This window comes from Dyadobacter sp. UC 10 (assembly GCF_008369915.1).
GTDB lineage: Bacteria > Bacteroidota > Bacteroidia > Cytophagales > Spirosomataceae > Dyadobacter.
The window spans coordinates 341,467-368,100 of record NZ_VSRN01000001.1 but is presented as its reverse complement, the minus strand read 5'-3'; the positions used below and the strand labels follow the sequence as shown (position 1 = coordinate 368,100).

General features: G+C 45.5%; 18 protein-coding genes. 6 read left to right on the top strand and 12 right to left on the bottom strand.

The window, feature by feature from the left end:
* Positions 1-28: 28 nt before the first annotated feature.
* On the bottom strand, positions 29-511 hold the full coding sequence (locus tag FXO21_RS01295; protein ID WP_149638400.1) for a ribosome maturation factor RimP: 483 nt from the start codon (positions 509-511) through the stop codon (positions 29-31).
* A gap of 163 nt (positions 512-674) precedes the next feature.
* Between FXO21_RS01295 and FXO21_RS01290 the strand changes: the two genes are divergently transcribed.
* Positions 675-1,769 carry an endonuclease/exonuclease/phosphatase family protein gene (locus FXO21_RS01290; protein ID WP_149638399.1) on the top strand — a complete coding sequence of 365 codons (1,095 nt, stop codon included), beginning with the start codon at positions 675-677 and terminating at the stop codon, positions 1,767-1,769.
* A 19-nt stretch (positions 1,770-1,788) separates the two neighbouring features.
* Here the strand turns inward: FXO21_RS01290 and FXO21_RS01285 are convergent, their stop codons facing one another.
* Positions 1,789-2,145, bottom strand: coding sequence for a DUF4907 domain-containing protein (locus tag FXO21_RS01285; protein ID WP_225865522.1), 357 nt, complete (start codon positions 2,143-2,145; stop codon positions 1,789-1,791).
* Positions 2,142-3,167, bottom strand: a complete 1,026-nt coding sequence (locus FXO21_RS01280) for a Kelch repeat-containing protein (protein ID WP_149638398.1) — start codon at positions 3,165-3,167, stop codon at positions 2,142-2,144. Before FXO21_RS01280 ends, FXO21_RS01285 begins: the two co-directional genes overlap by 4 nt.
* A gap of 543 nt (positions 3,168-3,710) precedes the next feature.
* Here FXO21_RS01280 and FXO21_RS01275 point away from each other — a divergent pair.
* Entirely contained in the window at positions 3,711-5,051 is a 1,341-nt protein-coding gene (locus FXO21_RS01275) for a DUF4270 family protein (RefSeq protein ID WP_192579142.1), read from the top strand.
* 57 nt (positions 5,052-5,108) lie between these two features.
* Here the strand turns inward: FXO21_RS01275 and FXO21_RS01270 are convergent, their stop codons facing one another.
* The 6 genes from FXO21_RS01270 to FXO21_RS28655 form a co-directional block, all read right to left on the bottom strand.
* Entirely contained in the window at positions 5,109-6,011 is a 903-nt protein-coding gene (locus FXO21_RS01270; protein ID WP_149638396.1) for a bestrophin family protein, read from the bottom strand.
* 90 nt (positions 6,012-6,101) lie between these two features.
* Entirely contained in the window at positions 6,102-9,278 is a 3,177-nt protein-coding gene (locus tag FXO21_RS01265; RefSeq protein ID WP_149638395.1) for an efflux RND transporter permease subunit, read from the bottom strand.
* A 37-nt stretch (positions 9,279-9,315) separates the two neighbouring features.
* Entirely contained in the window at positions 9,316-10,422 is a 1,107-nt protein-coding gene (locus FXO21_RS01260) for an efflux RND transporter periplasmic adaptor subunit (protein WP_149643315.1), read from the bottom strand.
* A 63-nt stretch (positions 10,423-10,485) separates the two neighbouring features.
* Positions 10,486-11,850 (bottom strand): TolC family protein, encoded by a 1,365-nt coding sequence (locus FXO21_RS01255; protein WP_149638394.1) that lies wholly within the window; start codon positions 11,848-11,850, stop codon positions 10,486-10,488.
* 337 nt (positions 11,851-12,187) lie between these two features.
* Positions 12,188-13,900, bottom strand: a complete 1,713-nt coding sequence (locus tag FXO21_RS01250; protein ID WP_149638393.1) for a sodium:solute symporter — start codon at positions 13,898-13,900, stop codon at positions 12,188-12,190.
* Complete coding sequence (locus FXO21_RS28655; RefSeq protein ID WP_192579141.1) at positions 13,897-14,034, bottom strand: hypothetical protein; 138 nt, start codon at positions 14,032-14,034, stop codon at positions 13,897-13,899. The genes FXO21_RS01250 and FXO21_RS28655 overlap by 4 nt, the downstream gene beginning before the upstream one ends.
* A 413-nt stretch (positions 14,035-14,447) precedes the next feature.
* Between FXO21_RS28655 and FXO21_RS01245 the strand changes: the two genes are divergently transcribed.
* The 3 genes from FXO21_RS01245 (at position 14,448) to FXO21_RS01235 (ending at position 20,634) form a co-directional block, all read left to right on the top strand.
* Positions 14,448-16,208, top strand: coding sequence for an alpha-L-rhamnosidase-related protein (locus FXO21_RS01245; RefSeq protein WP_149638392.1), 1,761 nt, complete (start codon positions 14,448-14,450; stop codon positions 16,206-16,208).
* Between the two features lie 13 nt (positions 16,209-16,221).
* Entirely contained in the window at positions 16,222-19,059 is a 2,838-nt protein-coding gene (locus FXO21_RS01240; protein ID WP_149638391.1) for an alpha-L-rhamnosidase, read from the top strand.
* A gap of 75 nt (positions 19,060-19,134) precedes the next feature.
* Positions 19,135-20,634, top strand: a complete 1,500-nt coding sequence (locus FXO21_RS01235; protein WP_149638390.1) for a capsule assembly Wzi family protein — start codon at positions 19,135-19,137, stop codon at positions 20,632-20,634.
* On the opposite strand, the gene rfbD is transcribed toward FXO21_RS01235, so the two are convergent.
* The 3 genes from rfbD to FXO21_RS01220 form a co-directional block, all read right to left on the bottom strand.
* Positions 20,624-21,493 carry a dTDP-4-dehydrorhamnose reductase gene (gene rfbD, locus FXO21_RS01230; protein WP_149638389.1) on the bottom strand — a complete coding sequence of 290 codons (870 nt, stop codon included), beginning with the start codon at positions 21,491-21,493 and terminating at the stop codon, positions 20,624-20,626. The two genes, FXO21_RS01235 and rfbD, sit on opposite strands and share 11 nt — an antisense overlap.
* A 191-nt stretch (positions 21,494-21,684) precedes the next feature.
* Positions 21,685-23,052, bottom strand: a complete 1,368-nt coding sequence (locus FXO21_RS01225) for a sugar transferase (protein ID WP_149638388.1) — start codon at positions 23,050-23,052, stop codon at positions 21,685-21,687.
* A gap of 390 nt (positions 23,053-23,442) precedes the next feature.
* Positions 23,443-24,198: a WecB/TagA/CpsF family glycosyltransferase gene (locus FXO21_RS01220; protein ID WP_149638387.1), complete on the bottom strand. Its 756-nt coding sequence runs from the start codon at positions 24,196-24,198 to the stop codon at positions 23,443-23,445.
* Positions 24,199-24,566: 368 nt separating this feature from the next.
* Between FXO21_RS01220 and FXO21_RS01215 the strand changes: the two genes are divergently transcribed.
* The gene (locus tag FXO21_RS01215; protein WP_149638386.1) at positions 24,567-26,633 is read left to right on the top strand and encodes a right-handed parallel beta-helix repeat-containing protein; all 2,067 of its coding nucleotides are present in this window, start codon (positions 24,567-24,569) and stop codon (positions 26,631-26,633) included.
* Position 26,634: the final 1 nt, after the last annotated feature.

Here is a 26,634-nt window from a genome sequence, read left to right as displayed (position 1 = left end):
GACGGTAAAGGTTTTCCGTCCGCGAATCTCATTTAAATGATATTTCAACTATTGCCTTTGACACCTCTTCGAGCGAAATTTTCCGTAGTAAAAGGCTTTCGTCAACAGGTACTTTCGATTTTTTTTTCGGGAGAGGCATTTGTATACTGATCTGCTGCTCGTCTGCATCAGTCAGCGTGCCACTGATCACTTCCCCGGTTTTCAGGGTAATTTTCAGATTCCGTCCCACATTCTTTTTGTATTGGCGCGGCAAAACCAGCGGCTGATCCAGACCCGGTGAAGAAACTTCAAGTGTGTATGCCTCTGTAATCAGATCCAGTTCTTCAAGCTGTTTGGCCAGCCTGCGACTGATGGAAGTGCATTGCTGAATTGTAATTCCTTCGTCGCTATCTACCAGAATTGTTATTTTCTGACTCACCTTGGAAGGCTTGGTAATAATGTCAACCAAATAGCAATCACCGTCTTGTAGCAGAGGGGCCAATAACACTTCTAAATTTTCCTTTATTGTCATGAAGACTTTATGCAAATAAAAAAGGGGATTGGCGTCCCCCTCAATCAATCGATCAAAATAGAATTGGCTGCAAAGATATAACTATTTTATCACATCTACAACTGAATGAAGGTCTTCAGAATTGATATCCAATGCCTATTTTTGTCAAAATAACAATGATTTGATGGTTGGAATTGAAAAGTTTTTGTGGTTTCTGTATAAGTGCTTTGCCTTCTATACTCTTTTGGTTTACGCGCTGATCTTGTGGATCCCCCTGGACGGCTGGGTGGCTGGATTCATGATGATGTCATTTCCTGTTGTAATCATTATCCATGCCATTTCTGTCCCCGTTTGGTATGTAATTAAGAAACAAAAAGCCCTTTTGCCGCTGGGACTGATTTTGCTGAGCGGCCTGTTTTTAGACAGAACGTTTGCTTTCAAGAGTTCAAGGGGTACAAGCAAGCAGGAAGTATCAGATAGTTTCAAAGTACTAAGCTTTAATACTCAGGTCTTTATGCGCAATGTAAAGGAGCAGGAGCCAGGCAGGAAAGAGCAGGTCAGGGAAATGAAAAATTGGATTGCCGGGCAGGGTGATGTGCTTTGTATGCCCGAGTTTTATGACGAAGGCAAGGCAATGTCTAAGACAGCAGATTTTTTTAAGAAACAGGGATTCACGCATTCGCTCAGATACGGGCATAGCCAAAACCGGTGGGGGCAGTACATCGGGCTGGCCGTTTTTTCTAAATATCCCATCATCAATAGCAGGGATACGATTTTTGAGGCTCAGAATGGGATGATCCAGGCTGATATAAAAATCGGAACAGATACGGTACGCATTATCGCTTTGCATCTTTACTCGATGACCCTTGATCTGGGTAAACTAGCGGATCAAAAGAAAGTAGATGGGGTAGTCAAAGAGGGGAAAGTCACTTTCAGCAGGATGAAATTTGGCTTCCGCAAGCGTTCACAGGAAATAAAGGCATTGCAGAACTGGGCCGGCGATTCTCCTTATCCGGTGATAGTTTGCGGAGATTTCAATGAAATACCATATGGATATGTATATGGAAAAATGAGGGAAAGCTATGCGAACGCCTTTGAAGAAAAAGGCAGCGGATTTGGATTCACTTTTAATAACCTGCCCTACTTTATCCGGATCGACCACCAGTTTTACGATTCAGACCGGCTGCAACTGCTGGACTTTAAGACTCACAGCGATATCAAGTATTCTGACCATTACCCTATCTCGGCGATTTATCAGGTTCGTAGAGCCCAAGATTAATAAAGAATGAGGCGTGTAGTCAGAACTTCACTCCGAGGCTATCAAGTTCCCCAGGCGAGACAGTAGGAGGGAAGATGCCCTGATCCAGTTTTTTCTTTACCAGGAGGCCGGTATTTCTTGCTAGCGCTTCGGACTCAAACCCCGCATTACCCGGAATACCGGGCAATGTAAGTTGCTCGATGACAGCGATTGAGTCGCGGTAGATCCTGTAGGCCCAGCCGGATGGTGCCTGAAAAGTCTCCACTTTAAAAACAGACCGGCCCTGGCCGTTGCTGCTCTCTCCGATATCCGGTTTAAGGAAAAAGAGAAGATAAGCTGCAATAGCCAGGGCCAGCGTACTTAGTATCAGGATAATGCTTTTATTCCTTCTAATCACTGATTGTCATCATCATTAGCTGCATTGTTAGGATCAAACGCCCAGAAATCATCCAGACCGCCTGTTCCGGAGGAACTTCCCGTGCCGAAGTAACCCACATTACCAACAGTAAAACCAGCTGCATATCCTCTCTGACCAACGAAAGGAGCCATTTCAGTAAAGCTATTTGTCCCAGGAACAAATTCCCAAACATCAGATTTACCGTCGCCACCAATGATGTAGGCTTTCTCTGCCATTACCAGCGCAAGCGCATTGGTTCTGCTTCCGAATTTTTCTTTTACATCATCATTAGGGAATTGAATCCGTGTCCATCCACCCTGAGCAGCGTCAAAGCTGTAAAGATCGTTGGTAGCTAAACCTGAATTACTTCTTCCAAATCCAACATAAGCCTTGCCTGCAATCGAGAATGACGTTGCCCCTGCGCGTTTACCGCCAATGAAAGTTGCAATCTCGGTCCACTTATCTGTGGCAGGGTTATACTCATAAAAGTCCTGGAAATAATTGCTTCCGTTGTAACCGAGTCCCACGTAAGCCTTATTGTTGGCTACGAAGGAAGTCGCATACTGGCGCGTGGTAGGGAAGTCTGCGATGGCTTTCCACTTGTTGGCAGCAGGATCAAATTGATAAAAATCCTTCTTATAGCCGTTATCAACCGTTCTGACATCATCATAGCCTGTGCCTACGTATGCTTTGCCGTCAAGAACAAATGCTGTTGCATCAGCGCGGCCTGAGCCAGGGAACGGAGCTACTTGAGACCATATTTTGTTGGCTGCATTATAAGCCCAGAAATCTTTAACCCTAGGTACAGTTTCGTTGGTATATCCGGTCCCGATGTAGCCGATCTCTCCAATCGAAAAACTTACAGAGCGGGTGCGGGCAGATCCGCCGAAGCTGGGCAGGTCCTTTCTATACCAGTTACCCATTTTATCCGCTTCAGGATCATCATCTTTACAGCTAATTTGAACGAAAGCAATAGAAGCAACTAGAATGGCTAACGAAGTCTTTTTTAAGGTATTAAACATGAAAAAATATAGTTTGACGAATTGTTACAAATGAATACTGATAAAAATGATGCGGGCGTAAATGCAACGCAGATGAAAAGGCTTCCTACATTAATTTTTTGCAAACATAATAGCTTGAAGGGGCTAAGTAAAAATTATAAGCTGTTTTTTGTCCAAAACTTTACCGGCCAGTTACTTTTAACGTGAATTTACGCGCATTGTTGCTTGCCGGTGACAGTGCCATTAGGAGAAGTTCATGTCGTGATTGGTTGTAATACCGTACTGCATTTTGCGTTTCTAAATAGCCTTGCCACTCTTTGAGCTGATCATGCGTATCGTTTTTTGAGTCTCTTAAAACTTTACGCCGGCCTGCCAGGGTTTTGTTGCAAGCCTCTCACAGATTTCTGTCAGCGTCTAATTGTTCAAATCATATTGTAATTAAGCTTACATATGATAGTTTTGCATTTTTTACTGTTCTTGCTCTAAATGAAATTCAATTACAAGTCCTTCAGGGGATCCTTAACAGCGTATAAATTCCTACTTATATTGGGGTTATCAGTCTCAATGACATCCTGTGACCCCTGGGGAGATGAGATTGAGTCGCCGGTACAGCCTGACCAGGATGATTTCGCGGTGTTATTTTCTGATACTTCAACGGTGCAGCTTTCGACTGTTATCACCGATTCGGTGATGACCGGATCGGCCACCCGGATGTTGATAGGAAGATATGTAGACCCTTACTTTGGGAAGCTGCAAGCGAGTACTTTTTTTCAGCCTGGTACCCAGAATGCGATCACTGTGCCTGAGCAGGCCGTATATGATTCACTGGTGGTTTCGATGTATTTTGATGCCTACTCTTACGGAGATACCACCAAGCCGCTTAATTTATCAGTACACAGGCTGCTGACGGATATGTTGGTAGACAAGCCGGCTTACTTCAACGAAAGTTCTACACCCCACGAGGCGGCGCCGATTGGCAGGTTGAAAGTTACCCCCTTGTCCAGAATCCGTCCAAGGTTGGTAATCCGGTTATCCGACGTTTTGGGAAAAGATATTTTTGCCAAAGCCAAATCGAATCTCCTGCCATCCAATACCGAATGGATTGATCTTGTAAAAGGGCTGGTTTTGAAAAATTCTTCTACCGACAATGGGGCAATCTTCGGACTGCGTACGGATAGTACGGCGATGCTAATGTACTACCACACGCCAGAGGTGGATGGTACCCGGCGCGATTCGACCGTGCTTCGCAGCAGAGCTATTTACAACCAGATTCTCTCTGACCGAGCCGGAACACCTTCGGCCAATTTGCCCAATAGCAAAAGAATTTCCCAGCCTTCTTCCCAAACCGGGAATATGACCTTTGTTCAGGCCGGGCCAGGTTTGATGACCAGGGTTGACCTTCCATTCATCAAGCGCCTGAGGGATGTCAAGTATTCTGCGGCTAACCGCGCCATTCTGAGAATAACGCCCAAAAGGCTTTCGATAACTAATCAACTGAGAGCGCCTGCTAAATTGTATGTTTACAGGGTCGATAAAAACAATGAATTTTACCTTAATTCAGAAGGTTTTCCGTTACAGCTTATCAAGCTTTCGGCCACAGCTCCTGAGCCTGTCTCTGCTCCGTTAGTAAATGATATGTTTACCAACAAACAATACTATTTGCTCGATGTCAGTTCATACGTAACTGAGCTGATGGCCAGTCAGGCATCAGACCCGGGCGGGCTGGTTCTCAGGACTTCTCAGTTCAATGAGCAAAATCCGGACAATAGAATCAAATCAACGACGTATCCGGCTGCCGATACGGACTTTTCACAAAGTTTTGACAGACTGATCATCGGAGATCAGCAAAGTGATGACCCGGGCGTCAGGCTCGAACTTTACTACACTTCAATAAAGGTTAAATAAAAGCATCATATAAATGCGAATATCGGCTGTCCCGTTTTGCGGGGCAGCCGATATTTTTTACATGATCACACCGGCTTTGGGTAAAATCTTCTCGGGAATCTTGTCAGCTTCAATTAGTTGGAGCAGGTTGATCTCGATCGTACGCGAAAGGGAGGTCATCGGAATATCATTGGGCCCATTTTCGAACGGGTTTTGCAGAATGTAAGCGATCCATTCCACATAAAAGAACAGAAATGAAATGATAAAGGTGATCGGAATGGCGATCCTTCCGATGCTTTCAACCAGGCCCATGGGCAGTACTAGCGTGAAAATAAAAATGACCAGCAATACAAAAAAGCTGTACTGGGTGGGAAATACCGTGTTTTTGATCCGCTCGCATTTACCCATTGAATCGCAAAGCCGCTGCAATGTCTGATCGATATTCTGATAAAGCAGCGTCTGGATTTTGCCTTGCTCATGCAGTTCTGTTATCTTAAACTGGATCAGGTTCAGTATCGCGTTTGGGATATTGTCCTGATCGGCTACATAATCGTGCTCTGTCTGGCTCAGATGCAAATCTGCATAAACGAGCACCTTGCTTCTTCTTAGTGAATTGGTCAAGGCATAGCACCAGGCGATTTGAAGGTGAGCGATGTTGGAGACTATCTCATCTTTTTCTGCCCGGTCGGCGGAAATAAATGCCTGGGACTGCCTGACCAGTGTGCGGCTGTCGTTGACGATTGAGCCCCAAACTTTGCGGGCTTCCCACCAGCGGTCGTAGGCAGAGTTGGTCCGGAAACCAAGCAGCAGCGACAATGCTGTACCCAGGATGGTGATAATCGAGATAGGAAAAGAGAGAAAATGCCAGTTTTGGTAACTGAATAAATAGAAAACCAGTGTGGCATAGGCCGTAACGACCAGGACACCTCCCCAGATGCCTTTTAATAACCTCCAAATGGAGAAGACTTGCTTAACGTACATTTTACTACAGATTCATTTTTTGAAAAGATAACAAAAAAGCGGAGCAATGGACAAATCCAAAGCTCCGCTTTTTAAATGTTTGCAGTGAAATCAGGCTACCGCATGCTGCTGGTCACCTTCCGGCCCGTCATCTTTTTTCGTATGTCCTTTCTTTCCCATCGCAATTCTTTCGATCGCGACAAAAAGAACGGGCACGACAAATATGGCCAGTGAGGTAGCTGCAAGCATACCGCCAAATACTGTCCAGCCAATCGTCTTACGGGATTCAGCCGCTGCTCCGCTTGCGAATGCCAGCGGAAGTACACCCAGGATAAATGCCAGCGATGTCATAATAATAGGCCTGAGGCGCAACTGCACTGCTTCCAGGGTGGCAGCGATCAGCTCCATACCGCCGTCGACACGCTCCTTGGCAAACTCTACGATCAGGATCGCGTTCTTGGCCGCAAGACCAATCAGGGTAATCAGACCTATCTGGGCATAGATGTTATTGGACAGGTTCGGCAAAAATGTCAGTGTCAGGATCGAGCCGAATGCACCGATCGGTACGGCGAACAATACCGAGAAAGGTATTGACCAGCTTTCATAAAGCGCTGCCAGAAACAGGAATACGAATATGATCGAGATGGCGAAAATGGTCGTGGTACTGTCGCCGGCCTTGATCTCCTCGCTACTCATACCTGAGAATTCATAGCTGTAACCCGCCGGAAGCGTTTTGGCCACCTCGCGCAGGGCATTGATCGCCTGCCCGCTACTATATCCGGCCTGCGGCGTTCCGTTGATCTCCACGGACCTGTAAATATTATAGTGAGAGATCAATGCAGGGTTTTCTACAACTTTGGTACTTACCAGCGCACTGAGCGGAATCATATTGCCGGCACGGTTGCGTACGTAAAACTTCTGAATCTTATCGAGCGACGAGCGGTAACTGCTGTCAGCCTGGACCATTACCCGGAAATTACGCCCGTAGAGGTTAAAGTCATTGACATAACTGCTACCCAATAAAGTAGAAAGTGAGCTGAAAACCTCGTTGACCTGTACGCCCAGTTTTTTGGTCTTCTCACGGTCTACATCGATCTGGTAACTTGGCGTTCTGGCATTAAAGAATGTATAGGCCATCGCAATCTCCGGACGTTTGTTAACCTCAGCCAAAAACTTCCGCATTACCGCTTCAAACTGCTGGATATTGTCTGTACTCGTCGACTGTTGCAGCTGGAATGTAAAACCGGAGGTAGCTCCAAGGCCAGGGATCGCGGGGGGCGCGATGGCCAATACCCTGGCTTCGTTGATATCGCTGGTGCGCTTCTGGATCTCCTTGATCACAGCCTGCACATGATGTTCGGCACCTTTACGGTCTGCCCAGGGCTGCAAGCTGAGAAAGAGCGTTCCTACGTTGGATTTATTTGAAAAGCTTACCACATTCAGGCCTGCCAGACCTCCCGCTACCCGCACTTCGGGAATAGAGGAAACGCGTTTCATGATCTCTTTAAGCATCGCGATGTTACGTGTAGTGGAGGTAGCTTCCTGCATTTCATAAGTCACGAAAAGGCGGCCCTCATCCTCAACAGGGATAAAGCCGGAGGGTTTGTTTTCAAAAAGGAAAAACAGACCTACAAAAAGACATACCATCATCACAAGTACCAATGGAGTCGCCTTGATCCACTTGGCTACCCCGCGCGTATAACCGTGGGAAAGTTTGTCAAACCATCTGTTGAAGCGGTCAAAGAATTTTTCCAGCCAGTTCTTCTTTTCATTGGCACCTTTGGAAGGTTTAAGCATGATGGAGCACAAAGCCGGCGTAAGGGAAAGGGCTACAAATGCAGAAAGCAGTACTGAAACGGCAATCGTGATCGCAAACTGCTGGTAGAGCCTGCCGACAATGCCGGGTACAAAGCTCACCGGCACAAAAACCGCTGCCAGAATCAACGCGATCGCAATAACCGGGCCCGAAATGTCTTTCATCGCCTGGATAGTAGCTTCCTTGGGCGACATTTTTTTCTCATCGATATAGTGCTGGACAGCCTCGACGACCACAATCGCATCATCGACCACAATACCGATCGCGAGTACAAACGCAAAAAGTGTCAGCGTATTGATCGTAAATCCAAAGGGTAAAAAGAATATCAATGTACCAATCAGCGAAACCGGGATTGCAAGGATAGGGATAAGGGTAGCACGCCAGTTTTGAAGAAACAAAAACACAACGATTACCACCAGTATCATTGCTTCGGCAAAGGTTTTCAATACTTCCTCAATAGAAACCTTTACAACAGTGGCCGTTTCGTTTGGGATCACGTAGTCGATATCCTTTGGGAAAGTCTTTTTCATTTCTGTCAAAGCTTTCATTACCCCGTTATAGGTTTCCAGGGCATTTGCGCCTGGGGCCTGGTAGATCAAAACGAATGCGGCTGGTTTGCCGGCAACAAATGCATTGGAAGCGTAGTCAAATTTTCCCAGCTCTACCCGCGCCACATCGCGCAGATATACCACGCTGCCTTCCTGAGGAGATGAGCGCACGATAATGTCTTCAAATTCGGCTTTGGTATTCAACCGGCTGTTGGTAAGCACGCTGTATTCGAAAGTCTGAGCTTTCGGCTGAGGATTTCCACCGATCGTTCCGGCAGCTACCTGCAAATTTTGCTCTGCCAATGCAGCCGAAATATCCGCAGGCGTCATTCTCAGGTTTGCCAGTTTCTCCGGATCAAGCCAGATACGCATACCGAAATCATCGGCCCTGGAAATGATATCACCCACGCCTTTTACACGCTGCAATGCATCCTTTAAATAGATATTGGCATAATTACCGATAAACTGCGCATCGTGGGTACCATTAGGCGAATAGAGCGCAAGTACGATCATGATACTGGGCTGGCGCTTCCGGACGGTTAAGCCAAGGCGCTTGACCGCATCAGGCAGCATGGGCTCGGCTACACTAACCCGGTTCTGAACATCCAGGGCTGCAATATCGATGTCTGTACCAACGTCGAATACGACGTTAATGCTGCTCTGGCCGCTGCTGGTCGAGTTACTTGACATGTAAGTCATGCCCGGCGTACCGTTGATCTGGGTCTCAATAGGGGTGGTGGTGGTTTGCTCGACCGTCTGGGCGTCGGCGCCGGTAAAGTTTCCGCTTACCGTCACTGTTGGCGGGGTCACATTAGGGTATTGGGCAACGGGCAGGTTTGTCAGGGAGATAATACCTACCAGTACCAGCACAATCGAAGTGACAATCGCTGTGATGGGCCTTTTTATGAAAATATCTGCAATCATTTTTACTGGATTAGATTAAATGCGAAAAGAGACCGGATCACTTGCCTGCGTTAATAACTGCTCCTTCTCTCAAATTCTGAACACCTTCTATGGCAATCTTTTCACCCTCTTTAAGCCCCTCTTTCACAATCACATTTGGCCCGATCGTAGTACCTAGCGTAACGCGGCGCTGACTTACCTTGCTGCTATCGCCGGCCACATAGACAAAAAATTCGCCTAGCTGTTCAGTCACAGCCTTGTAAGGTATTACCACCGATTGGGTAGCAGCATTGTTGAGCACCCTGACGGAGCCTGTCATTCCCGCGCGGAGCTGGCCTTTTTTATTAGGGAACACAAGCCGCGTCTTGATACTACCTGTCTGCGGATCAACAGCGCGGTCGATGAGCGCTATCTTACCGTGCTCAGGGTAAATATCACCTCCGAATTTGAGGCTGAAAGTGGAGTCCTGCCCCTTTTGTGATTTAAGCAGTGTTGTGAAACGGTAGATTTCTTTTTGATCAACATTGAAATCGACAGCCAGCTGATCATCCGTTGAAACGGTATTGAGGATAGTCTGCCCGGCAGTCACGGCGGCGCCCACCTTCACTGCTGAAATACCGATCACGCCGTCAAACGGAGCGGTCACTTTGGTATAGTTCACACTTGTCTGAACAGCCTGAATATTTGCTTTTGCAGCCTCTGCCTGTCTTTTGGCTACTTCTAATGCCGCATCGGCATTGTCGACCAGCTGTTTAGCCACCGCGTCATTTTTAGCGAGTTCATGGTAACGGTCCGCATCCTTTTGTGCCCTGGCCAGATTTGCCTGCTGGACATTCAGGTTAGCTACCGCCTGATCGTAATTGGCCGTGTAAAGCTGGGCATCGATGGAATAAAGCAGCTGTCCTTTGCGGACCCTGGCTCCGTCCTGAAAATGAATGCCGGTAATGAAGCCGGTGACCTGAGGGCGCAGCTCGATTTCTTTGAGCGGCACTACTGTTCCCGGGTATTCTTCGTAAAAGGAGGCATTGGTGGTGGTAACCTCGTTTAAAGTCACATTAACTGCAGGAGGCTGGGTAGGTTGTTGCTGCTGATCCTTTTTAGCGCAGGAACCCATTATTAAAATAAGGGTAGCAACAGAATAGTATTTGATTTTATCTGGAAACATCATACTTATATTTTCGATTGTATAAATCCTGTTAATGGGTTTAATGATTTGGCCGGGCACCTTTTACAGATAGTTAATCTGCCCCAGCGCTTTCTGTACATCTATTTTGCTGGCCAGCACCTGATAGAGTGCATTGTAATAGTTAATCCTTGCCAACCGCAGGTCGGTCTCAGAGGTAACCACTTCCAGGTAGGTTTTAATGCCGGATTTATATTGGAGCTGGATTACATCGTAAACTTCCCGGGCAAGATCCACATTTTCTTTCTGGGCCAAAAGATTGGTCAGATTCCCTTTGTAATTAGCCAGCGCGGCTGCATACTCGGAATTGACATTGTTTTGAAGTCCCTTCATGTCCCAGTCAAGCCTTTTCAACTGCCACTCTGCACTTTGCAGATTGGCCTTTCTTTTGCCTCCCTGAAAAATAGGAAGTGAAAGGGTCAGCAGCCCGAAAGAGTTCGGATAATTCTTATTGTATAGCTCTGTAAACTGGTTATTCTGAAAATTCAGGTTGTAGGCACCATTTAAAGAGATGTTGGGTAGATAGCTCCATTTGTTATACTGGATATTAGCCTCCTGCAGCTTTCTCTGGGTACTTAAAATCTGGTATTCTACCCGACTTGTAAAATCGACATTTTGAAGCGTATCGAGCATAATCTCACGTTCCATTTGCAAGGTATCGAAACTGACTTTCAGCTGCTGGTCGGCAGGATATCCCATTAAGGCTTTCAGGTATTGTACTTTACCTTTCAATATCTCCTCATTGGCTTTTTTATTGGCGCGGGTATTATTGAGGGAAATTGTAGCCCTTTTAAAGTCGATCTTATCTGCTATTCCCGACTTATACTGGTTTTCTGCGTCTCTTAAACTTCTTTCCAGTCTAATAATATCTTCTTCCGCCACATCAATTTGCTGGGTAGTAGCAATTACATCGTAGAAAGCTTTGGAGACATTTACTGCCAGATCAGTCTTGGTGCTGGCCGTATTCTGGCTGGCTGCCAGCAGTACATCCCTTTTGGTTTGGTTGGCCAGCAGCACATCCCGGTTAAAGATCTGCTGGGAAAGCGTAAACTGCGCCGCCGAAATATTGCTCACCCCCAGCTTGACCGGATTACCTGCAATAATGCTGGTTTGTACGATAAAATTGTGTTGCAGATTGTAGTTGAAATTAATCTGCGGGTACCAATCGGCGAGACGGCTTCTGATTTGATTTTCCGTAATGCGCTCATCGATCATCGACTGTTGGACCACCGGCTGATTTTTAATCGCATACTCGACAACCTGTTGCAGGGTAGCCTGCTCTAATAACGGCGCCTGAGTACCAGCTTCCTGAATAGTCTGACCGAAAAGGACGTGGAAAGAACTCAATAGTAAGCATGCCGAGCCAATTGCCAAACGCATTAATTTTTGTGGCTTTGACCAATAATTCATGTAATAGGATTTTGAAATAGAGAAATGATGGAATTCTGGCAATAGATTGTACTCACACTGGTTTGCAGCAATTAGCTGTCTGCGGGAACAGAAATGGTGTCGTTCCAGATAAGGAAGGGAATGTGCGGCAACATATTGACCAACATTAATTTAGAATTTGTAACGATCGGTTACATAATAGACATGCCTGTTTGGATGGCGGGCAGTCCGATTGCATTTATTAAGGATTAAAGCAACGGAATAGTTTCACCGGTAAGGCGAAAAAAGAGGGCTTCCAATTGATATTCTTTAGAATATTAAATTTAAAAATTGAATAGTACCTGAAAATACCTGGGTGCTATGCTGATTCAGCATCTGCCGGCACGAAAGGCGGCTGTGGCCAGAGTGTTTCGATCAGCCACGCAAAGGTAATTACAAGAACGCAGCCGATCAGGTTGAGCCAGAGAAATGCGGTCAGTTCCTGGATATAGCTGATCACAACAAAAATCTCACCAAGGATACTTCCCCAGAACACAGCCCGGCTACCTATCTTTTTGAAATAGAATGCGACCAGGAATATGCCCAGGATTACCCCATAGAAAAGTGAGCCGAGGATGTTGACCGCCTCGATCATGCTGCCCAATCTGGCAGCGTACTGGGCAACAAAAATGCAGAAAATGCCCCAGAAGAAGGTAGCCAGCCGCGACGCACGTACGTAATCATGCCCGTCGCTGTCTTTGCGTATCATTCGTTTGTAGATATCGACGACCGTGCACGAGGCCAGAGAGCTGTACGCGGCAGCAACCGATCCCATGGAGGCCAGAAGAATTACAGCGATCAGTAATCCCACCATCCCGACAGGCAGGTAATCGATCACAAAACGCAGGAAGATATAGTTGACATCATTCACCTCACTGCCACTGGCTTTGGTCAGCACCTGATTGGCCTCCGCGCGCACCTTGGTAACCTGATTATCCAATGCAGCCAGCTGGTCACGGTTGGTCGCGATCGCAGCCTGATCGTCTTTACGCAACGCCTCGGTCAACGAAAGCACGTAAGGTCTTTTTTCGTCCTGGATCTGTTGATGCTGTTTTTCCAGCACATTGTACTGGGCCGCGTAGGGGGTTTGTTTTACTTTATCAACAACAGTTTTATCGAAGAAAAGGGGCGGATTATTAAACTGATAGAATGCAAAGACGAGCACACCTACCAGCAGGATCAGAAACTGCATCGGAATTTTAAGCAGACCATTCATGGCCAGCCCGAGCTTGCTTTGTCCCTGGGAGCTGCCAGTCAAAAATCTGCCAACCTGCGATTGATCCGTTCCGAAATACGAAAGCTGCAGGAAAAATCCGCCAATCAACCCCGACCATACATTATAGCGACTATTAAGATCAAAGCTAAAATCGATCAGATTAACCTTTCCCATTTTTCCTGCTACGTGTATCGCATCGGTGAAAGAGACATTTTCTGGCAAAAATTTAACGACCATTACCCCGGCAATGACCATCCCTACGGTAATGATAGCCATTTGCTGCAAATGAGTATGTGATACTGCCTGCGAGCCGCCTGCGATGGTGTAGAGCATCACGATCCCGCCGGAAATGATGTTGGTTAATGTAATATCCCAACCTAAAATCGCTGAAAGGATCAATGAGGGGGCATAGATGGATAGCCCCGTGGAAAGCCCGCGCTGTAACAGGAACAGAAAAGCGGTCAACCCCCTGGTTCGGAGATCAAAACGGCTTTCTAAAAATTCGTAAGCAGTAAAAACTTTGAGCTTGCTGAACTTGGGGACAAAAGTGATACAGAGCACGACCATGGCAAGTGGTAGCCCGAAATAAAACTGTACAAACCGCATTCCGTCGGTGTAAGCCTGGCCGGGGGCGGAAAGAAAGGTGATGGCTGAGGCTTGCGTGGCCATCAGTGAAAGGGTTACATTGTACCAAGGCATCGACTGGCCAGCCAGCAGGAAAGAATCGACCGTATGCTTCTCACGGCTCCGGTAAATTCCATAGGATACAACAAATAATAGGGTTAAGGCAAGTACAATCCAGTCAAGGTAATTCATTGAAAGTGGGTCATAAAGAGATAGAAGAGCACGATCAAAAGCACGAGTGTGCCGATCATCATTAGATACAGCTGTTTCCAGCTGCTGACGAATGGGGGCAATCCGTCACGAGGGTTGTTTTCCTGATTATTCAAGGCCTTGGTGGTTTAGGCAATGGCTAAAAATAGGGCTAAAAGCAGCACTGGCAAAATTAGAACGGTTTTTTAGCGGTTTTAGCGTGGTGTAGAGGAAGGAAGTCATTTGTTGGCAAGAATTGTCATTTGTTGTCAAGTGTGGTCATTTTTAGTCATTAATTGTCAAGTGTGGTCATGAAGTAATAAGTTGGTCGTCATTGTATCACCTAACCAAATCTACAATCGTACTCGATCTGACTATAAATGACAATTAGTGACTATAAATGACCTTGATGACAAATGACAACAAATGACATTAACGAAACCACTGATCTAATAAGCCCACCTTAATCCCCCAGCAGGACACAACAGGTTAGTTGGTAAAACTATAATCATTTATTTTCCTGCAATATTACAATGAATCCTAAATCCTTATGTATAAAAATTACCTGACGATTCTTTGCTATACGCTGCTGCTGACCAGCTACGACGCCCGCTCTCAGGGGCTTCCGCCTATTTTCGATAAAACTTACGAAAGCCAGAAAGACTCCCGAATCCGCCATTATCTTACGCCTAAGCGGATCGTCTGGACCTCCGATAAGACGTCTACAAGTGTGATAGACGCCCAGAAATTACTTGTCAAAGGCAGCGGGCAGGCTGATCTGGTGCATCAGAATTTCTGTAAAATGATCAGTACCGGAGATCAAACGCCGGGGATACTCTTCGATTTTGGAAAAGAGATACAGGGTGGAATTCAGCTGATCACCGACCAGCCTGCGAACCAGAAACCCATGCGGGTCAGGATCCGCTTCGGCGAATCGGTTAGTGAAGCCATGTCCGATATTGACACGATCCAGGGCGCAACCAATGACCATGCTATGCGTGATTTTGTCGTGCAGGTACCCTGGCTGGGTAGTATGCAGGTTGGAAATTCAGGTTTTCGTTTCGCCAGGATCGATCTGGTTGACCCGGATCGTGAGTTACAGCTGAAAGAAGTCAGGGCCGTATTCGAGTTCCGGGATATTCCCTATCTGGGCTCATTCAAAAGCAATGATGAGCGGCTCAACCAGATATGGGATGTGGGCGCGTACACAGTCCATTTAAATATGCAGGAATATTTGTGGGACGGGATCAAGCGCGACCGGCTGGTGTGGGTTGGGGATATGCACCCGGAAGTGATGACGATCAATACTGTTTTTGGGAAAAATGAAGTAGTTGCCAAAAGTCTGGACCAGGCGCGCGATATTACCCCGCTACCGGGCTGGATGAATGGGATCAGTGCCTATTCAATGTGGTGGGTCTTGATACATAGAGATTTATATAAAAATCAGGGTGATTTGGCATACCTGCGCAAGCAGCAAAAGTACCTGGTGGGTCTGCTGGATTTATTGATCCAGAAAACAAAAGACAATAAAGAAAACCTGGACGGCACACGTTTTCTGGACTGGCCGTCAAGCGAAAACCCGCAGGGAATACATGCCGGTTTGCACGCGATGATGGTGATGAGCCTGGAAGCGGGAGCGGAATTGTGCACTATTCTGGACGAACCAGGACAAGCGGCCAAGTGCAAGAAAACAGCTGATCAGCTCAAACTGTATGTGCCCAAAATGAATGGATCCAAGCAGGCAGCTTCACTTTTGGCGCTGGCTGGGCTGGTTCCGTCCGAAAAGGCGAATGCGGATGTGATCTCGCAGGGTGAATGTGAGCGCTTTTCTACGTTTTACGGCTATTATATGCTGCAGGCCAAAGCAAAGGCCAAAGACTACAACGGCGCTTTGAACTGCATCCGCAACTATTGGGGCGGAATGCTCGATATGGGAGCAACGACTTTCTGGGAGGATTTTGATCTGGCCTGGACCAAAAATGCGGCGCCGATCGATGAACTCGTGCCGGAGGGTAAGGATGATATTCATGGCGATTTCGGTGCTTATTGTTACAAAAACCTGCGTCACAGCCTCTGCCACGGCTGGGCCTCGGGCCCGACTGCCTGGCTTTCGGAACACGTATTGGGCATCAGTATCGTAGAAGCAGGAGGAAAGACGATCCGCGTGCAGCCCAATCTGGGTGATCTGACCTGGGCGGAAGGTACTTATCCTACGCCGCTTGGAGTAGTCAAAGTGCGCCATGAAAAGCAGGCCGACGGCAGTATTAAATCCAACATAGACGCGCCCAAAGGCGTAAAAGTTTTACGCTAGCCAGACTAACTTCATGAAAATCTTTTTATACCTGCTTTTACCGGCATTACTGACTACTGTTGTAAATGCAAGCGGTATCGACCCGATCTACCTGCGCTGCGAATACAAGGTCAACCCGGTTACCGACCAGAAGAGCCCGCGTATGAGCTGGCAACTGCAATCCAGCGAAAATAACCAGCTTCAAACAGCTTACCAGATCCTGGTGGCCAGCTCGGCTGAGCAGCTGACGGAAGAAAAAGCAGATCTTTGGAATACAGGGAAAACGGCCGGTCGCGCTACCTATCAGATCGAATATAAAGGAAAGCCGCTCGCTTCCAGAAACGTCTGTTACTGGAAAGTAAGAAGCTGGGACAATAACGGAGTTGCCGGGAAATGGAGCGAAACGGCCTTCTGGGAAATGGGGCTTCTTGCAAAAAGTGAATGGAAAGCAGACTGGATCGGACTTGACCTGGATCATTTAGGCAAAGGAAAAATTTACCATTTACCTCCCGCGCCTTATCTGAGAAAGCAGATTTTGATCAAAAAAGGACTCAAAAAAGCCAGACTTTATGTCACCGCGCTGGGTCTTTATGAATTTCAAATCAATGGAAAAAAAACAGGGGATGCATTCCTGACGCCAGGCTGGACAGATTATGATAAAAGGGTTTACTACCAAACCTACGACGTTACTTCGGATCTTAAACCCGGAGAAAATGCACTGGCTTCCCAGCTTTCCTATGGATGGTATGCAGGGTATCTGGGCTATTCTTTTTTGGTGCAAAACCCTGTTGTACGTGCATTTTATGGAAAAGTACCGCTTTTGAAGGCGCAGCTGGAAGTTGAGTACAATGACGGGAACAAAGAGACATTTGTAACAGACCAGTCCTGGAAAGCCAGCAAAGGCGCGCTGCTGGAATCTGACCTGCTCAATGGCGAAACGTATGATGGGCGGCTCGAACCAGCTGGTTGGAACAAAACTGGTTTTGATGACAGTAAGTGGGAGAAAGCGCAGGTATTTGCTGATAAACCCGAGCGACTGATCCAGGTGTATCCCGGTCCGCCGGTAAGGATTACCCAGACTCTGGATGTCAAAAGCATTGCTGACCGGCCCGGAGGCAGTTATATTTTTGACATGGGCCAGAATTTTGCCGGAATTGTCCGTATCAAAGTCAAGGGTGCAGCCGGTGATACGGTCCGTTTGCGCTTTGGGGAAAAGCTGCACCCCGACGGCAGGCTGATGACGGAGAACCTGCGGATGGCCAGGGCAACTGATACTTATATATTGAAAGGCGACCCGCAGGGTGAGACCTGGCAGCCGCAATTCACATTTCACGGTTTCCAATATGTAGAACTTGCAGGGCTCGACTACAAACCCGCCAAGGACGCAGTTACCGGCCTGGTTATTGGTTCGGATACCCCCCAAACCGGGTCGTTTCAGACAGATAATGCCATGGTTAAGCAGCTGTACAGCAATATCGACTGGACCCAGCGTGCCAATTATATTGATATTCCAACGGACTGTCCGCAGCGCGATGAGCGTATCGGCTGGACGGGTGACGCGCAGGTTTATGTCAAGTCGGCTACTTTTAACCGCGATGTGGCTTCCTTTTTTACCAAATGGGTAGTTGATTTAAATGACGGTCAGCGAAAGGACGGCGCTTACCCGCTTTACGCGCCAGCGCCGGATCTACGGAAAACAGATACCTTCTCACCAGGCTGGATGGAAGCCGGCATCATTTGTCCATACCAGATTTACCGTGCTTATGGAGACACGCGCATGATCAGCCGGGGCTGGACGGAAATGTCCCGGTTTATGGATTTCCTCGAGAAGAGGAGCAAGGGGACTTACGTATTCAAAGAAAATGCTTTCGCTGACATTGACCCGAAAGGGGGATTTGGCGACTGGCTTTCTTTCGGCAAGAAAACCCCGCCGGATATGCTCGCCTCCTTTTACTATGCTTACTGCGCTGATCTGATGGCGGAAATGGCAGGTGCAATTAAGAACCAAAAAGATCAACAGGAATATACGGCACTTGCTGCCAAGGTCAGAAAAGCGGTTTTGGAGCATTACAGCGATGAGAATGGACATTTTAAATGCGATGCAAAGGCATATGGCAACGGGGCGGGTTATGTAGACGGGGCGCTGGGCTTTACCGGCCATACCCAAACAGCCTATGCAAATGCGATCTATATGAATATCGTAGACAAGTCCCAGACGAAAAAGTCCGGCGATTTGCTGGTTGCGCTTTTACAGGAGAATAATAATAAGCTTGGCACCGGGTTTCTGGGAGCAAAGCCGCTGTTACCTGCATTGTCTGCCACCGGGAATTCAGATCTGGCTTACCGTTTGTTTTTAAGTAAGGAGTTTCCGTCGTGGGGTTTTGAGGTCGAAAATGGCTCGACTACTATCTGGGAGCGTTGGGACAGCTATACGAAGGAAGATGGTTTCAAATATAATGCAGCAATGAACTCGTTCAGCCACTATGCATTTGGAGCGGTTTGCGAATGGATGTTTGGTAATGCAGCTGGAATACAGGCTACTCAGCCAGGTTTTGCAACCTTCGATATCCGGCCCGAGATCGCTCCTGCCGGTATGGGAAAAGATGGCATTAATCATTTAAAGGCTTCCCTTGTCACAATGAACGGTGAGATCGTTTCGGAGTGGGAGAGAAGTAATAGCGGACTTCGTTTGAAAGTAACGGTGCCAGTGAATACTGTGGCCCGAATTCATGTCCCTTCCCCGAGTGAGCAGAATATTTTAGTCAATAAAGAAGGCCTTAATAAGACCAAATCAGTGAAGCTGCTCGGGACAGAACGTGGCTATACGATTGTCGGAGCAGGGTCGGGGAGTTACGAGTTCGTAGTCAGATAATGATGATTTTTTGCTTTATTTGTTAACTTTTGAGGATCAAAAGTCTGACTCAACGTTTAAATAAATCATTAGTTAATGACATCAACCTACAACAGATTGTTTCATTCATCGATCTCCCTGCGTAAACTTTTAACCGTCACGGGTTGCTCTGTTATATGTGCACTGGCTACTCCGGCAATTGCTCAGGACACAGACACAACCATCAGCCACACGAACGCCTGGGTGGAATTAGCCGCCTACGGATCAACTGCATCGCGCACTCCTTTCTGGCTTCACGCTAATCAATGGGGTATTGTTCCGACTACTGGCCAGGTAGGAAGCCTGAGAGCCGGGGTCGTGGGAAGGCAGCCGTTTTCTCAAAATACTGAATCGAAGCAGAACTGGACTTATGTATATGGTTTGGAAGCAGTAGGTAACGCAAGTAAAAATAGCAAATTTTTACTTCCACAGGCTTATGCGGGCATTGCATTTAAAAGCTTTCAACTGACGGTGGGGAGAAGGAAGGAATATGTAGGATTCAACGACAATGAACTGGGGACAGGTTCGTATATGTGGTCTGGTAATGCGTTGCCTATTCCAAAAGTGCAGATTGGATTTGAAAATTATGTGCCGCTAATTCGGAATTTCGTTTATTTCAAGGGCTTTTATTCAGATGGTTTTCTTGAAAATACGAGACCTGTGACAAGTCATTTGAAGTTTCACAACAAGGCACTTTTCGTCCGGTTAGGAAAGCCCGACGGCAAAGTAAAATTGCATGGAGGATTTAATCATGCTGTGCAATGGGGTGGAAGATCGCCCTATTTTACAGAGAATGGAAAAATGCCGGGAGGGATCGACAATTATTGGTATGTAGTAACCGGTTTCAAACCAAAGAAAAAAAAGGATCTTTCTAATTTCGATAGGACAAATCGTATCGGAAACCACGTAGCCAGTTTAGATGCAGGTTTGGAGCTAGATCTGGCTAATGTGAATATCTTCCTTTATCGTCAGAATCTCGTGGAAGACGGGTCATTGTTTTATTTGAACAACATCAAAGATGGCTTGAATGGGGTTATATTCAAAATGAAAAACAGGGGCGAAGCCAACTTCACTGTCGATAGGCTTACCTTAGAATTGCTTTATACGAAAAGTCAGGGCGGGAGTGAGACAACTGACGGAAATGGTATCAGGGGAAAAGACGACTACTTTAACAATGGTCAGGTCAGAGATGGCTGGTCGTACTATGGAAGGGGTATAGGTACGCCTTTCATAACAGCTACGGCGGAAAACAATTGGCCAAAATATGCGGATTTTTTTACAAATAATAATCGGGTATGGGTTACTCACGCTGGTTTGAAGGGTAAGCTGAATGCAGCCACCTGGGTGACGAAATTTTCTCTTTCCAGCAATCAGGGGACATATGATCAAGGTTTTCCCGGGAAAATTTATCAGTTTTCCGCACTGTTAGCATTAGAAGTTCCTGTGCAATTGCTTGGAGGTTCTGTGATCAAGGGAGCTGTTTCAATGGACCAGGGCGAATTGTTTGAGAATGCTTTCGGAGGATCGTTATCAATACGTAAAAACGTCAATTTTTAAAAGTTGGCACTTGTAGTCTTTCAACGCAGACGATGAGGCTATCGCGCCAGTATGGTATTTGGATGCCAAAGTTCTGTTTGATTTTGCTTTTGTCCATAACAGAGTATGCAGGTCGAACCGCTTTGGTTATATACTCAGAGGTTTTAACCGGATTGACTTTCACTTCGGTGCCACTGATATCAAATACTGCCTTTGCAAAATCATACCAGGACGTGACGCCTTCATTGCTGTAGTGATAGATACCATACTGTTGATCGCCAAAATCAATGATGTCTAGAATTGCAGCAGCTAGATCGACTGCGTATGTGGGGGAACCTACCTGGTCGACTATCACTCCGATCTGGTCGCGCTCAGCCCCAAGCCGGAGCATGGTTTTAACAAAGTTATTGCCAAACTCAGAGTATAGCCAGCTAGTTCTGATAATGAAATGTTCCGGTAATAATTCCGATATCGCCGTTTCGCCTTCTAATTTTGTAAGCCCATACACATTTTCCGGTTCCGTCTGATCAGTCTCTTTGAGCAGGCCGGTTACGTCTCCTTTAAAGACAAAGTCGGTACTGATATGTACCAGCGTAGCTCCGTATTTTTTACAGGCTTCTGCGATGTTAGCCGCTCCATCGCGATTTACTTTTCTGCAAATATCAATTTCTTCTTCCGCTTTATCGACAGCTGTGTAAGCGGCACAATTAATGACGAACGATGGTCTTTCATTAGCAAACAACTTATCTAGCAAAGATGGGTCCAAAATATTTCCGTCTTGCTCAGAGGGAAATGAAATGTCCATCAAATTTCTCTCTCCTGCGATTTTCTTTAAGCAACTACCTAATTGTCCGGATGCGCCAAGAACAAGTATTTTCATTCAGAATTTTTAAGTTATTGTATAGGCAATGAAATCAAATATATATAGAATTGTTGGGATGATGGTGGATTGAACGATCCGAATGAGGGATATTTCGAAAATAGCCGTACTGCTCACTGTCGAAAAGCCCGCCTGAAAATTTTTTTTCAGGCGGGCTTTTCGCAAAGTTGAATGGTTACTAATTCTAAAACTTATTGTCCTCTTCCCAGAACCATAACCTGGACTGTTCTAAATATCAGCCTGACATCATCAAAAACACTATAAGATTTTAGGTATTGCAGGTCATACTTGAGCCGCTCCACATTTTTAGCGACGGTATCAGCGTAACCAACGTTAATCTGACCAATAGATGTAATGCCTGGTTTTACGGTAAGTAATCTTTGAAAGTCGTGTGGTGCTGCTTCCATAAGCATGTCAACATCATACTTAAACAAAGGACGTGGACCAACCACAGACATTTCTCCTTTCAAAACGTTGATAAATTGTGGCAACTCATCCAAGCGAGATTTACGCAAGAAGCGACCGATCGGCGTGATTCGTGGATCGTTATCACCTTGCGAATGCTGCAATCCCATCTTATCTGCGTCAACATACATGCTGCGGAATTTGTAGATATAAAACATTTCGCCCCAGCGTCCTGAGCGATGTTGCTTAAAGAAAACGGGTCCAGGAGAAGTAATTTTGATTGCTGCCCATACGACAAAAAAGATGGGTGCTCCCAAGACCATTACAATGCCTGAAAAAATAAGATCGAAAGCACGTTTCACAGTCTGTTCGTTGAAGCTTGAGAACGGTTTGGTATTCACCTGAATAATAGGGTACATATCGTGGTATTCGATTGTGGCCATATTAGTCATAAATCCGCGAAAATCGGGTACGAGGCGGATTTGTGTCCTTAACCTTTCGCCGAGCTTGATAACGTCCCTAACCTGATCATCGCTCATTTCCGATAGGCAGCAATAGAGGTAGTCCAAATGGTTCTTCTTAACATGTGCTTCAAGATTCCAAATGTCATTTTGTTCGCCATCCAACTCAAACATACCATAATATCGATATCCAAGTTCCTTACGCTCACCATAGAATTCCCGTATCAAATATGCCAAATCGCCCTTTCCAATGATGGCATAACGGTTATAATTATAGCCTGCTTGCCTGTAAAGTTTGAGAAACAAAACAGCGGTGGCTCGTGACGCCGTAGACATCATTACAAACAAACCGTAGGTCAGGAGAAATTGATATCTGGAATAATCTTCGCCTTGCTTGGACAGGTAAAGAAACGCCATCATAGCTGCTGCATGTACAGAAACCGCCTTTAGAAAATTCCCAAGTTGGGTATTGAAGTGGTAAGAAAGACGCGTGAACAGATATGTTTTCAGGATATGAATTGCAAATATCCAAACCAAATTTGCGACCAGGAGCAAATTAATGTAATTATCTGGAAGTAAATTGGAGCCCACCTCGAAACGAAGTAAATAGGCCAAAAGGAAGGAAAGATTCAAGAGAATCACATCAGTCCATAAGTGTGCTTTCGGGAGAAGTCCTGGATAGTGATTTTTCATATAAAGTTGACGTTGAGTTTTTTGAGGCTTAGCACCGACAGATTCGGATCAGTAACGATCTCCCCCCTTCTCGAAACCTCCGCTACAGGTAACAAATGAGATTTCCTGTAGCAGTCACGTGCTGCCGGTCGAACAAGTTTACGACTAATCACTGAAATATGCAAATTGATAAAACATATTAAATTAGTAAAGTGCAAATTATTCGCTCATTACTTATATGGTTTTAATACTAGTGACACCAAATCTTTTATTTGTACTATTACTTAGTCAAAAGTATAAACACGTATATTTATAAAACAGGGCTGTCGAAGCATTTCGGCAAGCTGGAATTTGGGTTTGGCAAAAATTCCTTCGGGCAGTTGGTAGATGTAGCAATTAAAATATTGCGGATTAATTACCCGATTTGGAGAGTAGGCGCATTTTCGTTTTAAAAAGTAACCAGAGAAATTTAGAGTTAGTTACCGCATACCTTTTGAACAGCCGCTTTGGTTCCTGGGCAAGGCGATAGAGCCATTCGAGACCAGCGTTTCTTGCCCATGATGGCGCTCTTTTTTGCATGCCAATCATTACTGGCAGCGCCCCACCTATGCCGATCATTGTCGCTGAGATACGATCTTTCATCGCAGCCATCCATTTTTCTTGCTTGGGACAGCCAAGTGCGACAAATACAATCCCTGGGCGGCCGTTGTTGATGTTATTTACGATTTCGCGCTCTTCGTCTTGATCTATGACGCGGAAGGGAGGACTGTACATTCCGGCAACTTTTAACTGCGGATAATGTTGGGAAATATAATACCGGGTATTGTCAATAGTTTCGGGCGTTCCTCCATAAAAATAGACAGGAATACCATGGCGCTCTGTCTCTTTCAGCAGATCCGGGAGAAGATCCATCCCCGCAACCCTGTCCTGCTCGATCCCATAAAGTAATTTGAGGCCCCATACCAGCGGCATTCCGTCAGGAGTGCAAATAGTAGCGTTGTTCACAATGCTGGCAAAATTCTTGTCATTTGCTGCTTCGACTAACATATGTACATTAGCTACACAGGTGTAACCAGATGCTCCTGACCTTGCTAATTCTACCAGGTCGTCAACGAATTGTCGATATGGGTTGAGGGAGATATCAATGCTGAGAAAATGCTGTTTCATGCTGATCGTTGAGTAAAATTATTATTGTTCCATTCTAAAAAAGTAGCTGTCTGGCTGCCAAAACGCCATAAGATTGCAACTCTCGGGAAGGGGGCATAAAATTAAGAAAATGATTTTAGTAACAAATTGAATAGAAGCAAACGATTTTTTAGAAAATGTGCAAGTATGGTAAGTGTCTTATTGTAAGTGATTTGCATTGTCAATGGCTACGGGGTCTTGAAAATTCATGATACGGAATACATGATACGGAATAATAGAATAATTCAATTGTAAATGCGCTAGTTAAAACTGGATTACGTAATAAGGCTCGTTTGTATTTGCACGGTTTTTTAACAGACAATGTGCAGAAGCATAAACTCAATAGATTTATGAGTAAGATATTTGAAATCAGTATAGTTTGTTTGATGGTAAGTTTGCTCGGGATGATTCAGCCTGAATTACAAACTTCAGGCGCAAAGTCATATTACGTGTCTTTGGAAGGAAAGGATACAAACCCAGGAACTATAGAGAAACCTTTTTTAACGCTAGAAAAGGCGTTGCAATTTTCTCATACGTCCACGGAAGCAACTGTTAAAATATATTTACGCGGCGGGATATATGAAATCAAAAGAACTCTCTCGCTGAACTCATCAAAGAGTAACACAAGACAAGAAATTGAAATTTCAGCTTTCAGTAAAGAAAAAGTTAAGTTGATTGGTGGGCATATGCTTGATATGGATAAGTTCCGGCGTGTCACTGACCCTAAGTCTTTACAGAAACTAACTCCGAAAATACGTGGTAGGATTTATGAAACAGATTTAAAAGCACAAGGTGTTATTGATTTTGGGAAACTAAAAAGAAATGGGTTTGGTAATGAGCGTTTGCCGTCTTATCTGGAGGTGTTTATAGACGGTAAACCTGGAGTGTTGGCCAGATGGCCGAATACGACATTGTTGCCAATAGACCAGGTCGTAAATTCCGGTACTTCCAAGGAGTTGTCTGCAGGGACAAATGGTCCTCAGATTGTCACAAGTACAGAGGAAATTTCCAAATGGCCTACTGTTAAGGATGTCTGGGTAGCCGGCTACATGTCCGCTTCCTGGTCTTATGATAATTTTCCGGTTGAGTCGTTCGACCAGAATACTAAAGTCCTGAGCCTAAGAGGTAAGTCAAACTATAAAATCAGTAAAACTTCCGTTAATAACGCGGGAGACATATTTTCAAGAGGAATATATTTTTATAATATTTTCGAGGAGCTTGATGCAGAAAATGAATGGTACCTTGATCAGCAACAGGGGAAACTGTTTGTCGTTTCTGAAGGTGATGTAAAGGGCAAGAACATCGGAGTTTCAATACTTGAATCACCAATATTTCGTCTTAATAAAGCAAGCAACGTTACCATTAGCAACATTGAATTCGCGCTTACCAGGGGGAGCGCAGTACAAATTGCAAATTCTCATAATATCACAATAAAGGATTGCAAATTCCGAAATCTAGGTTTAGTTGCGGTGGATGTTACGTCCAGTGAAAGTGTCTTGATTGAGGACTGTGAAATCTCCCAAACTGGATCGGGGGGTATTATAATGGGAGGCGGGAACAGGCGCACATTAAAATCCGGCAAAAACACGATTTCTAATTGTGATATTTCTAACTATTCGAGATTGTACCAGTCTTATTCGCCCGCGATTCAATTGGAAGGAGTAGGGGGAGTTGTGTCGAACTGTGAAATTCACGATGCACCTGACCAGGCAATTATATTTAAGGGCAATAATCATCAGATTATAAATAACCATATTTATAACGTTTGTGGAGTTTATGACGATATAGGTGCAGTTTATACCGGAAGGGATCCATCGTCGGCCGGAACCAAAATTACAGACAATTTATTTGAAAATATTGGCTACAATGGCAATGGGCGGGTTGCGGCAATTTATATTGATGATGGAAGCGGCGGGATTACCATCTCAGGAAATACTTTTTTTAAGACGGGCCCACGGGACCTAAAAGATTTTGGTGCGATCCAAATTAACGGAGGCTCGGATAATAAAATGCGGAATAACATTTTTATTAACTGTTCAAAGGCATATTCGGTTGGAGCATGGTCTAACGCCAAATGGGCAGAAACCTACCTCGGCAAAAACAGTTTGAAAAGTCGGCTTGTAAAAGATGTAGATATCAGGTCGAGTACATATATCGAAGCTTATCCGCATCTTGCTGACTTTTTCGATACAACAAAAGTCAAGGCCAGAATAAATTATATTGAGAATACAGTCGCTTTCGGTACTAAGAAAATTGTAACGGGTAAGGGATATCAAATAAAAAATGTTTCAGATAAGAGTAGTATTTCTGTCAAATCGGTGCAAGACATCAAGGAATTGGAATTACCCGAAGAAGTGAAAAAATGGGCTAACTGGGATCGTACAGAACCTGGGTTGGGAGGGCGAAAAAGGCGCTGAA